This is a genomic window from Pseudothermotoga elfii DSM 9442 = NBRC 107921 (assembly GCF_000504085.1).
GTDB lineage: Bacteria > Thermotogota > Thermotogae > Thermotogales > DSM-5069 > Pseudothermotoga_B > Pseudothermotoga_B elfii.
Genome location: NC_022792.1, coordinates 997,700 through 1,013,562 on the forward strand (window position 1 = coordinate 997,700; position 15,863 = coordinate 1,013,562).

Here is a 15,863-nt window from a genome sequence, read left to right on the forward strand (position 1 = left end):
CTACCAAATTTTCACCGGTCAATGACACTGAGATATCTTTCATAATGATCCGGGGCTATTGTCACTATTACCGAATTCTCTGGCATATTCTGAGCGATCCTCATAGCAACCGAAATGTTTGCTCCACTTGATATTCCTACTGTTAAACCTTCTTTGTGCAATAAAAATTTGGTTGTTGCAATAGCTTCTTCGTCTTCAACAGTTACTATTTCGTCTATAACACTACGATCCAAAATTTTTGGGATAAAGCCAGCCCCAATACCCTGTATTCCATGCTTCCCGGCTACACCTTTCGAAAGCATAGGAGATTTTGCTGGTTCGACTGCAACGATTTTGACTTTTTGCCCGTAAAGTTCTTTAAGCAATTTTCCAACACCTGTTATAGTGCCTCCTGTTCCAACTCCTGCTACAAATACATTGATATGATAATTAGTTTGTCTGAGTATCTCGCAGGCGGTGGTAATTCTATGGGACAGAGGATTGTAGGGATTTTCGAATTGATTTGGCATATAACCACCTGTTTCATCTCTTATTTCAATTGCTCTGTCTATTGCTCCTTTCATCCCTTTATCAGAAGGAGTCAAAATTACATCAGCGCCTAAAGCCCTCAAAAGAGATATCCTTTCCTTGCTTACATTTTCTGGCATGGTAAGAATAACTCTGTAACCTTTTAAAGCTCCTATGCCGGATAGAGCTATGCCTGTATTCCCGCTTGTTGGTTCAACAATCACATTGTTTTTAATTTTTCCGTGTTTCTCTGCTGCTTCTACCATAAAAAGTGCTGGCCTATCTTTAATACTGCTCCATGGATTATACTTTTCAAGTTTCACAAATACTTTCGGTTCGCTCTTTAACCTGATCATTGGTGTGTTGCCTATCAAATTGAGCATTGAAAACCTCCTTTCTCAAAATTTTTGCCGGGATTCCAACCGCAAGGCTATTTTCTGGAACATTGTGCAAGACCACTGCATTGGCTCCAATGGTTGCTCTGTCTCCAACGCTTATCGGTCCTAATATTTTTGCTCCAGCACCTATAACAACATCTTTTCCAATATCTGGATGTCTCTTGCCCGGGCAAACTTTTTTTGTTCCCAGTGTAACACCGTGATAAATTAATGTTCCTTTTCCAACCGTAGCGGTGCTCCCAATTACAACACCAATACCATGATCGATTACTACTCCCGGTTCAATGGTTGCTGCAGGATGAAGGTCCATAGAGAAAAGTACTCTTGAAAAGTAATGAATGACGTGGGCAAGAATTTTGAGTTTGTGTCTATAAAAAAAGTTCGAGAATCTGTAGCATACTAAACCATGGAAGGAAGCGTTAAAAAATAACACATGGAATCTACTCGTTGATGAGGGATCAAGTTTTAAATAATAAGCTATATCTTCGGAAATAGCTCTAAAAACATTGATGAAATCTGACCAGAATCTGAATATTCGCACCCCAGCAACATATAAACACCTCCAAATTTAGTCTAATTTGAGTTTAACTTATAATCTTAAAGTTTGTGTTTCAAAGTTCTGATATTCTGGAATGGGAGGTGTCAGAATGAAAACTAAGGTAATTGTCCTTGTGATTGTAGTTGTAGCTTTGTTTTTGTATCTTGCGACAGGTGTTTATCAGGTTAATCCGTCGCAGGTTGCCTTAGTGAAAACTTTTGGCAAATATAGCCATACATCCGGACCGGGTATACATTTTCACGCACCATTTCCATTTCAGACTCATGTGATTGTTGATGTACAAACGGTCAGAAAACAGGAAATTGGATTCAGAACGGTGAGACCGGGGCAATATGTACAAAAACAGGATGAAGCTTTGATTTTAACCAAAGATGGGAATATAGTTAGTGTTGAAGCAGTTGTTCAGTACAGAGTAAATGATCCAATAAAATTTGTTTTTAATGTTGAAAATCCCGAAGAACTTGTAAAATTTACAACTGAATCAGCTTTGAGAGATAGGATATCAAAAAGAACAGTGGATGATATTCTCACTTCAGAAAGAGATACCGTTGCGTATGAAACCCATCAAATTGCGCAGCAGCTGCTGGATCAATATGATGTAGGTGTAACAGTGCTGAATGTTTTACTTCAGGAAGTTGTCCCACCGCAACCGGTTATAGCGGCTTTCGATGATGTAAACAACGCAAAGCAGGACAAAGAAAGATACATTAATGAAGCAACAAAATATGCAAATAATTTAATACCTTCTGTCGAAGGTGAAACAAGAAAAATAGTTCTTGATGCGGAAGCTTATGCTCAGCAAAAAGTTTTGCAAGCTGTTGGTGAAACCCAAAGATTCCTGAGTATTTTAAAAGAGTACGAAACCTCTCCAGAAATAACTGAAATAAGATTAAAGATCGAAACACTCGAAGAAGTTTTACCGAAAGCAAAAAGAATTATATTGCTGAGTGACGCACAAAATATCGCCCTGTTAAACTTTGAGGATTTGATAGGTGGTGGTTCTAAATGAAAAAGATAGCGATTTTGATCAGTTTGGCAATTATAGTGGTGATAGCTATTATTTTTCTTGGCTTTTCGTTTTTCATAGTCGATCAAACTGAGTATGCCATTGTATTGAGATTTGGTGAAATAAGAAAAATTATATCGGAACCCGGGCTTTATTTGCGAACCCCGTTTGTTGATAATGTTGTCAGATTTGGAAAAAGGTATCATATTTACGATATACCTGTTGAAAAAGTGATCACTCTGGATAAAAAAACTCTGCTGGTTGATTCTTATGCTATCTGGAGAATAGATGACCCAAAGAGATTCATTGAATCAATTAAAACTGTATCTCTTGCGCTTTCAAGAATAGATGACGTCGTTTATTCTGGCCTGAGAAACACGCTTGCAAAACTTGACTTCGATGATATCGTTACGGGTGAACGGGAATATCTGGCAGATATAACGAATTTTTCCAGAAGTAATCTTGCTGATTTCGGTATTGAGATTATAGACGTTCGTGTAAAGCACACCGATTTACCAACTGAAAACCAGCAGGCTGTTTTCGAGAGAATGAAATCAGAGAGGCAGAGTATAGCAGCATTGATAAGAGCAGAAGGACAAAAAGAAGCTCAGAAAATTAGATCAGAAGCAGAGAAAAAGGCTACCATATTGAGAGCTGAAGCAGTAAGTGAAGCTGAAAGAATAAGAGGAACAGGAGAAGCGAGCGCCACCAGAATATATGCAGAAGCCTTCGCTGCAAATTATGATTTCTATAGATTGCTCAGAACTCTTGAAAGTTATAAATCGATTATTCCTGATAGCGTGGTTCTGGTAGGTGAAGATCTTAGTATACTGGATCAGATGAAATAATTGAGATGGAGCTGAAGCTCCATCTTACTTTTTATTTAATAATATTACTATTTTGATACGTTTTATATTAGATATGGATTTATTATAATTTCCTTGAAATTTGTGTGCTATATTTAACATGGAGGTGATTTTGATGGGTATACCACTTTTGGGTGAAAAATTTCCGGAAATGGAAGTTCTCACAACACATGGAAAAATAAAACTTCCAGATGTTTATAAGGGAAAGTGGTTTGTGCTTTTCAGCCATCCGGCAGATTTTACACCGGTTTGCACAACAGAGTTTATAGGCTTTCAGAAGAGATATGATGAATTTAAAAAATTGGGAGCAGAGTTAATAGGTTTAAGTGTTGATCAGGTTTTTTCTCATATCAAATGGGTAGAGTGGATCAAAGAAAAAGTTGGAGTTGAGATCGAATTTCCAATTATCGCAGACACAGGAAAAGTAGCCGAGACCCTCGGTATGATTCACCCTGCTAAAGGCAGCAATACTGTGAGAGCCGTTTTTGTTGTTGATCCTAATGGTGTTATCAGAACTATTCTTTATTATCCGCAAGAACTTGGTAGAAATATAGACGAAGTTGTTAGAATTGTTAAGGCATTTCAAATAGCAGACAGGAACAAAGTAGCTATGCCGGCAAACTGGCCAGAAAATGAATTGTTTAAAGATGAAGTTATAATTCCACCGCCAACGACAGTTGAAGAGGCGAAAAAGAGAAAAGAGCAATATGAATGCCTGGATTGGTGGTTATGTCATAAGAAAATTTGAAAATTGCCCCGGGCTTGTCGCTCGGGGTTTATAATATACTCAGGAGGTTGATTGAGATGATAGGTCAGATTATCTTGAAAGCTCTAAACGAACAGATAAAAAAGGAACTTGATTCTGCATATCTTTATTTATCAATGGCGGCTTATTTTGATTCCGAAAATCTCGAGGGAATGGCACACTGGATGAAATTGCAGGCCAAGGAAGAATTCAACCATGCTATGAAATTCTACAATCATATCAATGAACGTGGAGGAAAAGTAGAGTTTTTCGCCCTTGAAAAACCCCCCATGGACTGGAAAGATCCATATGAAGTTTTCAAAAATGTCTACGAACACGAGAAGAAAGTTACTGAAAGCATACACAACCTTGTTGACCTTGCAAAAAAAGAAAACGATCATGCGACTTACTCTATGCTTATGTGGTTTGTTGATGAGCAGGTTGAAGAAGAAGCAAATGCATTGAAGATTCTGGAAATTCTGGAGAAAATCAAGGACAATTCTGTTGGTATAATAATGCTTGACAGACAACTTGCCAGCAGGGAGTGAGAAAATGTTTAATATTGACGAGATATTCGAAATTGCTGAGCAAATCGAGAGAAACGGAGTAATTTTTTATACAAGAGCGGCTGAAAAGTTTTCGGAATACACGAAGAAATCAGTTTTCTTAAATCTTGCAGACATGGAAAGAAAGCACGAAAAAAGATTTCATGAGATGAGATTAGAACTTGCAGGAAAAGAGAGGGAGATCTCTCAATTTTTAGATCCGCAAGGTGAGGCGATTCAGTACCTCAGATCAATAGCAAACAGTAAGGTTTTTGATCTGATTTCTGATCCTGAAACTAAATTCAAAAATGTGCAATCAATTTCCGATCTTTTAAGAGTGGCTATAGATATAGAAAAAGACTCTATTATTTTTTATCTTGGAATAAAGGAAGCAGTGAACGAAAAACTTGGCAAAGAAAAAATAGATCTAATAGTAAAAGAAGAAATGCAACATGTGGCGACTCTAACAGATTTGCTGGAGAGTTTATGAAAGGGGTAGTTTATGGTTAGTAAAGAGCAGGTTCTTGATGCGTTGAAAAATGTTATTGATTTCGAACTTGGTCTTGATATTGTGAGCCTCGGACTTGTTTATGATATTTCTGTAGACAGTGATGACAATGTTTCCGTGACCATGACTATGACTACACCGGCCTGTCCGCTGGCAGGAATGATTTTGCAAGATGCCGAAGATAAAATAAGGCAGATAAATGGCGTTAAGGATGTAAAGATTGATCTCACTTTTGATCCACCCTGGACGCCAGACAGAATGAGCGAAGATTTGCGAGAAAAACTTGGTATATGACATTCAGGCAACTTTACATACTGATGAAAAATATGCTGGAAAGTGCCTCTGATTCACCTGCAACGGAGGCACTTTTGTTGTTGTCAAAGGCTGGAAACATGACCAAGGAGCAGATTTTGCTTTTATTTGAGGACGAAGTTCCTTATTCAATATCAGAAGAGGCTTTCAAATTAGCTGAATCACGCGCTTCTGGGATTCCTTTGCAGTACATAACAGGGAAGTGTTATTTCTACGGCCTGGAGCTTTCTGTCGAAGAGGGTGTTTTTATTCCGCGCGTTGAAACAGAAGTGCTGGTAGATATTGCACTTGATATTATCGGAAAGAACAAGCTTTCTACTGTATTGGATATTGGAACCGGATCTGGTGCCATCGCCCTTGCTATTGCATTGAACACTAACTGTAAAGTTTATGCGTCAGATATCAGCAAAAAGGCACTTTCAACAGCTATGAAAAATGCAGCTGATTACGCCGCAAAAATAGAGTTTTTCAGAGGTGCTTTTCTAACCCCTGTTAAACACATAATAAATGAGATACAGCTGATTGTTTCTAATCCTCCTTATATTCCTGTATCTTCAAAGTTACCGAAAGATGTTATACATGAGCCGCATGAAGCACTTTTTGCAGGCAATGATGGACTTGACTTCTATAGACAAATTTTTTCAGAGCCAGATCTTTTGAAAAACAAAATACTGATCATGGAATTTTCTCCAGATCAAAAAGAAGAGATACAGAAAATTTGCAACTATTTTGGAAAAATTTCATTTTTTAAAGATCAATTTGGAAAAATTAGATTTTTTTCTCTGATTGTACAGTAGTAAAATACTTCGTGAGACTAACGATACGGAGTGAATAAACGTTGAAGAGGCTTTTAGGTTATGCAAAACCATATTTCTGGTTTTTTGTGCTTGCAATAATAACAGTTCTTATAGCCGCTGTTATTGATCTTTTACCACCGCAATTCATCAGAATGGCAATAGATAATTATATGAATAACCCTGAGCTCAGTGCTGATCAGAGCTTGAAAGGTGTTTCTCAGATGGCGCTGATTCTTTTAGGCATATTTGGTATGCAATTTTTACTGGGTTATTTGAGTACATACCTCAATTCTTTTCTGGGAAACAGGATCGTTTACGATATAAGAAGCGATCTTTATGGAAAAGTGCTTGATCTACCTATGTCTTTCTTTGATAAGAACCCATCAGGAAGGATCAATACAAGAATTGTTAATGATACTCAGAATATCCAGGAATTCTTCTCAACAGTTGTAACGGCTATGGTTAAGGACGTATTCCTGCTTGCAGGAGTCATTTTTTTTATGCTCAGAATAAGCTATAGACTTCTTGCAAACATAGGGTTTATGTTTCCCGTAATAGTACTTGCCATATTTTTGTTCAGGTATTTCGATTTAAAAGTTTACAGGCAGGTACGAACCAATCTTGCAAGAGTCAATGCTTATCTTGCTGAACATATTAGTGGAATGAGTGTAATAAAACTGTTTCGGGCAGAGAAATATAAAGCTGTAGAATTCGATTCTGTGAATAGAGATCTTTATCGTTGTCTGGTAAAACAGCTCTATGTTTTTGCTATCTTTAGACCATTTATAGATTTCATACATTACCTCGTACTTAGTTTCGTAATATGGTTTGGTGCAAAGTACATAGTTGGTGGAACTATACAGTTTGGCGAATTGTATGCCTTTGTCGCGTATATCGATACTTTTATGAGACCGTTGAGTGATATATCCGAAAAATATGATATAGTTCAAAATACTGCGGCATCCTGCGAAAAGATATTTTCGCTTATGGATGAAAAACCAGAGCCTCTCGGAAATCCAAATAATACTGAATTCATAAAAACAGGCCAGCTTACTTTCGAAAATGTTTGGTTCAGCTATAATTCTGAAAAATGGGTGCTAAAAAGTGTGAATATTTCTTTCAAACCTGGAGAGCTTACAGCTATTGTTGGTGAAACTGGTGCGGGAAAAACATCTCTGATGAACCTGATAAATGGTATGTACGTGCCTCAGAAAGGAAGAATTTTAATTGATGGAAAAGAAATGTTTGATTACGATCTCAGGAAAATTAGAAAGCAGATTGCCGCGGTCCCACAGGATGTTGTTCTTTTTTCTGGCACTGTTTTTGATAACATCAGATTGTTTCACGAAGAATATTCAAGAGACCAGGTCATAGAAGCACTGAAAAAAGTTTACGCTTATGACGTGATTAACAAGCTTGGTAACGGCATAGATACAAAAATAATCGAAAGAGGGTCTACACTGTCGGCGGGAGAAAGACAACTTATTGTACTTGCGCGTGCTGTATTGTTTGATGCAAAAATCCTGATTCTCGATGAAGCCACAAGTAATATCGACGTTGAAACAGAATCAAGGATTGAAAAAGCTGTCAAAGATTTGTCGAAGGAAAAGACAGTTATAATGATCGCTCACAGATTATCCACCGTAAAGGGAGCGGATAGAATAATTGTAGTTCACGACGGTAAGATAGTTGAAGAGGGCAAACACAGCGAGCTGCTTTCAAAAAAGGGAGTCTATTACAAACTCTATCAAATACAATTTGCATAGAAAACGCTGTTTTCAAAAAGTTGTATCTTTTAATGAATAGACATATCCGTTTTCTGTCTGCCTTACTTCTATAGCATCAAAAAATGCATATGAACCTGATAGATCATATCCAAGGATTTTGTCAAGAGTGTTGACGATTGTGCCTGAACTTTTTCCGGCAAAATTGCTTGTAACGTTAGAGAAGAATGTCATTTTTTCAATCAATTTTTCACTTGATTTTGAAAAAGAAGCCACCGCTTGATTTATAGACAGCGAAAATATGAGTGCTGCTATTGCGATAACAAAAAGGCTTATAATCAACTCGATTATAGAGTAACCTTTCATCTTAATCTCAATCCTTCGAGCAAAATAGCTCCTGTCATTGGAGAGAATCCCCTCCTTGCTGAGTACAACCGGTTGTCAAAAATGTTGAACTCTTTCAAGCCTTTGCTTCCATCCCACGTTGCTGTAACAGCTTCCGAGGCAATAGAGCCAAAAACAACTCTGTAGCCAAGCCCCTTGAAATTTCTGTAGTCAACCTCCAGAGTTGGAATCAATACGTTATTTCCATGTCCGGGTTTCCTGGTTCTGTCCCAGTACATGGTAAAGACACTCATATCTAATCTTATATTTCTAATCTTCGAGCTGATTTTGTATCCATCATGCCAGGGGGTTGATATATCGCCTGTTGTTATGAAATTTAAATGATCTCTCGTGCTTGTCTGTGACAATTTCTTATACCATGCGTCCCAGAAACTTTTTCCATCGACAAGTTCAGAAGTCGGGCTCCCATCAGTGAGTTTGAGTCTACCGACAACATTTCTTTGATTTGGAATAGGCGTACCATCATAGAAAAATGGGTTCATGTATACTGTATAACTTGCATTTGATGTTTCGACGATCATTGTTGAATCATCGCGTGCGCTGTAATATTCAACATCGCTGTATATATTAACCACGTCCCATGGTGTCTGTTCTTGCTGTCTTCCTTTATTTCCCATCACGAGAACAGTCCAGTCTCCCATGAACACATTCTTGATCCATTTATTTTTCTCTCCCAATGCAATAGACGAATTGGTCGTATCACAAAAAAGACCAAGAAATCCATTAAATGATGGCAAATTTGCAGTATACACGTTTGTATCTCCATTCGGTTTTGTTTCAGTTGCCACGATAGTTACAGGTACATTTGGAGGACCGGGATAAGGGATCAAAAGCTCTATTTCATAATTACTGTTATCTAATCTGAATTTGCCATCGTATCCGTAAAATTTAACTACCTGGGTATCTTCACCGTTGATTTTTTGAATAGTTGAAGTCATTATCAGATCTTCAGGCTGGTTTCCGGGGTCTTTTGAGTAAGTTAAAATTAAGCCTGCTGGGTTTTCAGGTGCCTGAAGCTGTCCGGTAACAAGATCGATTATATCTACTTTATCGATTGCGGTCATCTGAGCTTCCCAATAAGTTTTTCCCTGATAGGCATTTTTGAATGCGGCAACATCCTCATCAGAAAGGACCACTCTACCGCCTATGAAAATATTCTCTTCATTGAGATTTGAGTATTTTCTGAGCAATCGATAAAAAGTTTTTCCATAAAATCTCGGACCCGGGTTTCCTCCTATGCCAAGTCCGCCTTTTCCATTATCATCGACTCCAAACCAGCTTGGGCCATCTATTACTTCACCCGTGCTATAGTAAGCGTAAGAAGGTATTCCGTTTGGTAAGAAAACGGCATAGTTAAAAAATCCCTCAGGGCCAGTAAGTGCCCAGCACCAGGATGAATCTACGTTCACATAAAGAAGCACTGACCAGGATCGCTCGTTAGATTCAGAAAAAGCAAGAACTTTCACTTTCGAAAGATCTGCGTTGATTAAACCTCGTTCTTTGCTCTTATTCAAAGCTTTCTTCAAATCAGAGTCAGTGCTGCCTGTTAGGAGCAAATTTTTGGCAACCGTGAATGTTATCTCTTCTGCATCTCCTTGGAAAAAACTTTGCCAGATTGTTTTTTCTACCGGTCCAGAGCTGCTAATTATGAATTCTTTTGCCGCGTCGAACTCTTGAGATTGAGGATGATCTGCAAGATAAAAACCGTTTGCAACACTGTATCTACTTCTTAAATATGCTGCTGCTGTTGCAAGGATTTTGAGAGCATCTGATTGATTTTCCATCTTCTGGATCGTTAAAGAAACCTTCCTTGTAGTTGCTTCAACTTGAGAAAATATGGCAATAGCTACTATCGATGATACAAAAACAAGTAGGATGCTCAAGACAACCACATATCCACCCTTTGATTTCACGGTGATCACCTCACTCCAGGTGGGTAAATCGTCGATTCAATTACAAGATTGGAATCTTTATTGAAAGGATTTCTCGTCTTAGCAGTTAGTTTTACAGGCAAGTCTATCTCTGACGAAGGATCAGCTTTTTCAAACCTAATTTCGACATTTTCAACTTTAATTGTTTCTGAAAGGTTGTTCTCGTAATACAGAACCGTGTTTTCGTCGGCTACCTGAAGTTTGGCGTTGATTTTCTCGCCCGCAATTATTATATCAAAGGTTATTTCTGTAGAAGATGCTATTTTTACCGATATAGCATCCCCTGATGCCCTCAAAAGATATTGAGTAACTTTATTTGACGCTTCGGTGAGTCTTTTAAGCGCGTCGAGTACTTCAATATTTTGTTCTGCTTTTTTTAAATAATCATTCAGCACAATTGACAAAACTATCAAGAAAACCGAAAACACGGCCAGTACAATAAGTAATTCAAATAAACTGAATCCTTTTTTCAAATACCTTACCTCCTGTGCCTTCATTTTATCACTTTTTGTTTAATTGATGGAATTGAATGAGAATTTATGTTACAATCTCACAGGTTTCTGTTATAATGTTAACATGGAGTGAGTTTCGAAAAAACGTACTTTTCAGAAGGGGAGGTGTACCCGTAAAGGGTGAAAATATGGCGAAAAAGAAAATACTTGTTGTCGATGACGATCCGTCTATCATCGAGTTAGTGAGTTACAATCTGGCACGCGAAGGTTATGATGTTCTTAAAGCTTATGATGCAGAGGAAGCTTTAAAGGTTGTTGGGAACGAATCTGTTGACATGTTCATAGTGGATATCATGTTACCCGGAATGGACGGTTTCGAACTCGTCAGGCAGCTCCGTTCCATGGAAAAATACAGGAACACACCTGTAGTTTTCTTGAGTGCTAAAGGCGAAGAATTTGACAAAGTGCTTGGTCTGGAGCTTGGAGCAGATGATTATATTACGAAGCCATTCAGTATTAGAGAAATGATAGCTCGAATTAAGGCTGTTTTCAGGAGAATACAGCTGAGCGCACAGGAAAGAGAAGAAAGGCCTAAAAAGATAGTAGCAAAAGGTTTAGAAATTGACGTTGAAAGATATGAAGTTAAAGTCCATGATCAAAAAGTTAGCCTGACACCTCTTGAATTTGAGCTATTGAGATTTCTCGCAGAAAACGAGGGCAAAGTTTTCAGCAGAGATGTTCTTTTAGATAAGCTCTGGGGTTATGATTATTACGGAGACACACGAACTGTGGATGTTCATATAAGAAGATTGAGAACAAAAATTGAAGAAGATCCATCAAATCCAAAGTATATAATTACAGTTAGAGGAAAAGGCTACAAATTCAGAGACCCAGGGAAGGAAGAATAATGCGTGCTGGTTTTTTTTGCAATCCTTGTTGCATCGGCAGCAACCTTAATTTTCTATGAACTTATAACATCCAAAAGAATTGAAAAATATAAGAGATTTGTTGTTAGGGTGGCGGAGTTGGCAGATGTTCCTGATGACTCGCCACCTTATTATGTTTTGGAATCTTTGAGGAAAAAAATCAAAAATCTTGAAGATGAACTATCGATGGCTCAGAAAAGTCGAGAAAATACGCTGACGCTCCTTGACAGTATAATGGATCCAATCTTGTTTGTGGACAGTAGCAGCGGAGAGATATTATTTGCCAACACAGCTGCACAAAAGATGTCGCGACCAATAGTTACAACCAGAAAAATATACGAAGCTCTCGAAGATTATTACTTAATCGAAATGTTTGATGAAGCTGTCAAAAGCTGGCATATTCAGGAAGGCAACGTAGTTATGCACGTTGAGGGGAAAAAGAGATATTATTCCTGCAAAATGACACCTGTGTTATTGCCTCGCGGTGAGAGAAGGGTAGTTATATTGTTGCATGATATGACAAAAGAATACGAATTAAATGAGATGAGACGCGAATTTGTATCTAACGTTTCACACGAGCTACGTACTCCTCTGACATCCATTCACGGCTATGCCGAAACACTTTTGAACGATCCTGATATGGATGCAGAAACGAGAGACAGATTTCTCAAGATTATAGAAAATGAGTCTGCCAGAATGTCGAGGTTGATAAATGATCTACTGGATCTGGAACGATTGGAATCTGGGGAAGCGAGATTTGATTTTCAAAAGATTGACCTTTGCTCCGTTGTTAAGTATGTTGTGTCTATAACTGAACCTTTATCAATTGATTATGATGTTAAGGTTGAATATGATTGTGAAGAGGTAACTATTGACGGAGATCAGGATAGATTGATTCAAATGTTACTCAATTTAGCGGATAATGCTGTAAAATATACATCACTCAAAGAATCTGGCGAGAAAAAGGTTTCTATTTCTGTTAAGAAAGAAGGTTCGCAGGCTGTAATTAGGGTATCAGATACCGGTCCGGGCATGCCGAGAGATGCATTAAACAGGATTTTTGACAGGTTTTACAGAGTCGATAAAGGACGAAGCAGAAAAATGGGAGGCTCTGGCTTAGGACTTTCTATAGTTAAAACAATCGTTGATCGGCATAATGGACAGATTTTTGTTGAGAGCGAGCCCGGCGCAGGAACAAGTTTTACTGTAAAATTACCTGTTGAAAGGATCGATCTGGATGAGAATGTATGACATCATAAAGAAGAAGAGAGATGGCTACGAACTTACGAGTGATGAAATAGATTTCGTAATTAAGGGGTATGTGAACGGAAAAATACCGGATTATCAAATGGCTGCTTTTCTTATGGCAGTGTATTTTCAAAAAATGAGTGAGAGAGAAACATATGATCTAACTATTTCCATGGCAAATTCCGGAAAAATGCTCGATTTATCCAGTATAGATGGATTTAAAATCGATAAACACTCCACAGGTGGTGTTGGGGATAAGACGACTCTGGTCGTACTCCCAATGGTAGCGTGTTTTGGCTTGAAGATCGCTAAAATGTCTGGCAGGGGACTCGGACATACAGGTGGCACCATTGACAAACTTGAATCAATTCCTGGTATGAGGACAAATCTGAAAGAAGATGAATTTTACAGCATAGTTCGTGATATTGGTTTCTCTATTGCGGGGCAAACAGGTGAACTTGTTCCAGCTGACAAAAAAATATACGCCCTTAGAGATGCAACAGCTACTGTGGATAACATATCGCTCATTGCTTCAAGTATTGTGAGCAAAAAGCTGGCAGGCGGTGCAGATGGTGTAATTTTTGATGTAAAAGTGGGATCAGGAGCTTTCCTGAAGACAGTTGATGAGGCGAGAAGATTAGCCAATTTGATGATAAATATCCTCAGAAAATTTGGCAGAAAAGCATCAGCAGTGCTGTCAAATATGGATCAACCACTTGGGAGAATGGTGGGAAACTCTCTCGAGGTAATAGAAGCAATAGAAACTCTTAAGGGAAAAGGGCCTGACGACTTTACTGAGCTGTGTTTGATTCTTTGCAGAGAGATGCTTGATCTTGCCGGATTGAAGGCAGAAGAGGATGAAATTTACGATACAATTCATAGTGGAAAGGCTTTGGGCAAATTTGCAGATTTTCTCAGAATGCAAGGCGGCAATCCTGAGGTAATAGAGAATTATGATTTACTTCCCGTGAGCAGCAAAACTATGGATGTCAGAATTGGTGAGTCAGGTTATGTAAACAGAATAGATGCAGAATTAATTGGGGTTGCATCTATGTTACTTGGCGCTGGCAGAGTCAAAAAGGAAGACGAAATCGATCCAGGCGTTGGTTTAGAGGTGCTCAAAAAGGTTGGAAATTTTGTTGAAGCGAATGAACCTGTCGCAAGGATCTACGTTTCTGAAAAAAGTGATATTGATTCGGCTATAAAATTGATAAAAAGTGCCTATAAAATCTCGAATGATCGACCACAGAGTCCTGAAATTTTGCTTGAGGTGATCAAATGAAACGTTTTCTAATCTTCGCCTTTTTTATACTGTACAGTTCTATTTTGATTTCACAAGTACTTGTTGGAGTAAATGGAAAATTTGTCACTGTTCAAGAATATAATGGTTTCATCGACATAAAATCACTTGAATCCTTAGGCTTTTCAATAGTGATTTCAAATAGATCTGAAAGGGCATACCTTATTTATAAAAATCAGATCATTATTGTTGAGAAAAGCGGGACAGTGACGGTGGATTTTTTAGATATTTATGAAAATGCTGCACTATATACATCGGATAAAATAATGATAAGTGTTGATTTACTTTCGAAAATTTTAGGACTTTCAAAATATGTAACTCCAGCAGGCATGGAAGCCTTTATTGATAAAGTATGTGTTCTCACCTCTGTAGATTATTCTCATAATGAATTGAAACTCGATTTTATGGGTTCTCCTTTTGAAGAAATGCTTGAGATAAAGTCCGAAGAATCGAAAGTGGTTCTCGAGCTTTCGCCCGTTTTATCTGAGGTCGTTTCTACAGATCAGATTAAAATCAACCAGAATGGTTACAAATTGCAGATGGAAATTTTTCTTGATACCGAAGCAAAACCGGTTCTTTCGACAAAACTTCAGGACAATTCTTTCGTAATTACTGTGAGCTTTCCTCAGCTTGGCAGAGAACAGATTGCAAAAGGAGTCTACTGGGAGCAGAAAGTCGAGAAAATTGGAAATAAGGATATGCTTGTAAATTACCTGTGGATAGATCCACAGTTTGTTGATCTCAAACCTGAGATCAGTTCTGGGGGAATAGGTAGTCTTGAAAGTGTTGAAAAAATGGTCATTAGAAAAAATGCAGTAGCTGGTGTTAATGCAAATTATTTTGATACTAACACAGGATTACCAATCGGTTTGCTGATTGTAGATGGTAAAATTTTATCTATGCCATATGGTGATAGACCTGTATTTATTCAAACTTTTTCGAACGAGGTTTATATAAGCAGAATATATTTTGATGTGAATATTAAAGTAGGGCAATTACTTTTTCTTGTTAAAGGAATTAACACGATCGCCCAAGGTGAAGTTCTTATATTTACTCCGGAGTTTGGTCTCTCGATTCCTTATCGAGATGAAATGGTCTATTTTTCCGTTGTTGATGGAAAAGTTAATGGCACTGGATGGCTATCGAAAGCTCCCAAAAATGGTTTTGTACTTGCTATTTCATCGAAATATAAAAAATATCTTGAGGGGATTCAAATCGGTGATACCGTTGAGTATATCGTGAACACAAACTTTCCTTATCCCATAAAACATGCAATAGAAGCAGGTCCTCTGATTCTTTATGAAGGTTCACCAATACCAGATAGAAATGACGAAAAGAACAGGTATGGGGGAAGCATTGCAAGGGCGAGTGCAACCAGAACATTAGCCGCTACTCTTCCAGATGGTAAAGTGGTGCTGGCTGTAATCAATGATCAAGATGGTTCTGGGGGAGTCAATTACGACGAGCTTGTTGAATTTTCCTTAAAAAAAGGTTTTTATTCGGCTATGAATTTCGATGGTGGAAGTTCATCGATAATGGTTATTTTTGACAGAGTAGTTAGTAAGGTTCCAACAGGTTGGGTAAGGGCAGTTCCTGCATCCTTGCTTGTTGTAAAAAAGGACAACAAATAAATG

17 protein-coding genes are annotated in these 15,863 nt (G+C 38.0%); 12 read left to right on the forward strand and 5 right to left on the reverse strand.

Translation table 11 applies throughout. The features are described from left to right. Positions 1-11: 11 nt before the first annotated feature. Both cysK and cysE read right to left on the reverse strand, forming a co-directional pair. The gene (gene cysK / locus TEL01S_RS04910) at positions 12-890 is read right to left on the reverse strand and encodes a cysteine synthase A (RefSeq protein ID WP_012003020.1); all 879 of its coding nucleotides are present in this window, start codon (positions 888-890) and stop codon (positions 12-14) included. After that, positions 820-1,446 (reverse strand): serine O-acetyltransferase, encoded by a 627-nt coding sequence (cysE, locus tag TEL01S_RS04915; RefSeq protein WP_012003021.1) that lies wholly within the window; start codon positions 1,444-1,446, stop codon positions 820-822. The genes cysK and cysE overlap by 71 nt, the downstream gene beginning before the upstream one ends. Before the next feature lie 106 nt (positions 1,447-1,552). Between cysE and hflK the strand changes: the two genes are divergently transcribed. The 8 genes from hflK (at position 1,553) to TEL01S_RS04955 (ending at position 8,009) form a co-directional block, all read left to right on the forward strand. Then, positions 1,553-2,473 carry an FtsH protease activity modulator HflK gene (gene hflK, locus TEL01S_RS04920; protein WP_012003022.1) on the forward strand — a complete coding sequence of 307 codons (921 nt, stop codon included), beginning with the start codon at positions 1,553-1,555 and terminating at the stop codon, positions 2,471-2,473. Then, positions 2,470-3,318 (forward strand): protease modulator HflC, encoded by an 849-nt coding sequence (gene hflC, locus TEL01S_RS04925; RefSeq protein WP_012003023.1) that lies wholly within the window; start codon positions 2,470-2,472, stop codon positions 3,316-3,318. Before hflK ends, hflC begins: the two co-directional genes overlap by 4 nt. A 133-nt stretch (positions 3,319-3,451) precedes the next feature. After that, positions 3,452-4,084 carry a peroxiredoxin gene (locus TEL01S_RS04930; RefSeq protein WP_012003024.1) on the forward strand — a complete coding sequence of 211 codons (633 nt, stop codon included), beginning with the start codon at positions 3,452-3,454 and terminating at the stop codon, positions 4,082-4,084. 56 nt (positions 4,085-4,140) lie between these two features. After that, entirely contained in the window at positions 4,141-4,629 is a 489-nt protein-coding gene (locus TEL01S_RS04935; RefSeq protein ID WP_012003025.1) for a ferritin, read from the forward strand. A gap of 4 nt (positions 4,630-4,633) precedes the next feature. Next, positions 4,634-5,116 carry a ferritin-like domain-containing protein gene (locus TEL01S_RS04940; RefSeq protein ID WP_012003026.1) on the forward strand — a complete coding sequence of 161 codons (483 nt, stop codon included), beginning with the start codon at positions 4,634-4,636 and terminating at the stop codon, positions 5,114-5,116. 12 nt (positions 5,117-5,128) lie between these two features. Beyond that, entirely contained in the window at positions 5,129-5,428 is a 300-nt protein-coding gene (locus TEL01S_RS04945) for a metal-sulfur cluster assembly factor (RefSeq protein WP_012003027.1), read from the forward strand. Then, complete coding sequence (gene prmC, locus TEL01S_RS04950; RefSeq protein ID WP_028843220.1) at positions 5,425-6,243, forward strand: peptide chain release factor N(5)-glutamine methyltransferase; 819 nt, start codon at positions 5,425-5,427, stop codon at positions 6,241-6,243. The genes TEL01S_RS04945 and prmC overlap by 4 nt, the downstream gene beginning before the upstream one ends. Before the next feature lie 41 nt (positions 6,244-6,284). Continuing rightward, complete coding sequence (locus TEL01S_RS04955; protein ID WP_028843219.1) at positions 6,285-8,009, forward strand: ABC transporter ATP-binding protein; 1,725 nt, start codon at positions 6,285-6,287, stop codon at positions 8,007-8,009. A 12-nt stretch (positions 8,010-8,021) separates the two neighbouring features. Here the strand turns inward: TEL01S_RS04955 and TEL01S_RS04960 are convergent, their stop codons facing one another. From TEL01S_RS04960 to TEL01S_RS04970, 3 genes are read right to left on the reverse strand one after another with little or no spacing between them, the layout of a single operon-like run. Beyond that, positions 8,022-8,333, reverse strand: coding sequence for a type II secretion system protein (locus tag TEL01S_RS04960; protein ID WP_012003030.1), 312 nt, complete (start codon positions 8,331-8,333; stop codon positions 8,022-8,024). Continuing rightward, positions 8,330-10,285 (reverse strand): hypothetical protein, encoded by a 1,956-nt coding sequence (locus tag TEL01S_RS04965; RefSeq protein ID WP_232504377.1) that lies wholly within the window; start codon positions 10,283-10,285, stop codon positions 8,330-8,332. Before TEL01S_RS04965 ends, TEL01S_RS04960 begins: the two co-directional genes overlap by 4 nt. A gap of 5 nt (positions 10,286-10,290) precedes the next feature. Next, positions 10,291-10,776 carry a type II secretion system protein gene (locus TEL01S_RS04970; RefSeq protein ID WP_028843217.1) on the reverse strand — a complete coding sequence of 162 codons (486 nt, stop codon included), beginning with the start codon at positions 10,774-10,776 and terminating at the stop codon, positions 10,291-10,293. Between the two features lie 167 nt (positions 10,777-10,943). Here TEL01S_RS04970 and TEL01S_RS04975 point away from each other — a divergent pair, with 167 nt between their 5' ends. The 4 genes from TEL01S_RS04975 to TEL01S_RS04990 are packed head-to-tail and all read left to right on the forward strand — an operon-like array spanning position 10,944 to position 15,860. Next, positions 10,944-11,663: a response regulator transcription factor gene (locus TEL01S_RS04975; protein ID WP_028843216.1), complete on the forward strand. Its 720-nt coding sequence runs from the start codon at positions 10,944-10,946 to the stop codon at positions 11,661-11,663. Positions 11,664-11,666: 3 nt separating this feature from the next. Beyond that, entirely contained in the window at positions 11,667-12,932 is a 1,266-nt protein-coding gene (locus TEL01S_RS04980) for a sensor histidine kinase (RefSeq protein ID WP_012003034.1), read from the forward strand. Beyond that, entirely contained in the window at positions 12,919-14,211 is a 1,293-nt protein-coding gene (locus tag TEL01S_RS04985; protein WP_012003035.1) for a thymidine phosphorylase, read from the forward strand. The genes TEL01S_RS04980 and TEL01S_RS04985 overlap by 14 nt, the downstream gene beginning before the upstream one ends. After that, positions 14,208-15,860: a phosphodiester glycosidase family protein gene (locus TEL01S_RS04990; protein WP_012003036.1), complete on the forward strand. Its 1,653-nt coding sequence runs from the start codon at positions 14,208-14,210 to the stop codon at positions 15,858-15,860. Before TEL01S_RS04985 ends, TEL01S_RS04990 begins: the two co-directional genes overlap by 4 nt. Positions 15,861-15,863: the final 3 nt, after the last annotated feature.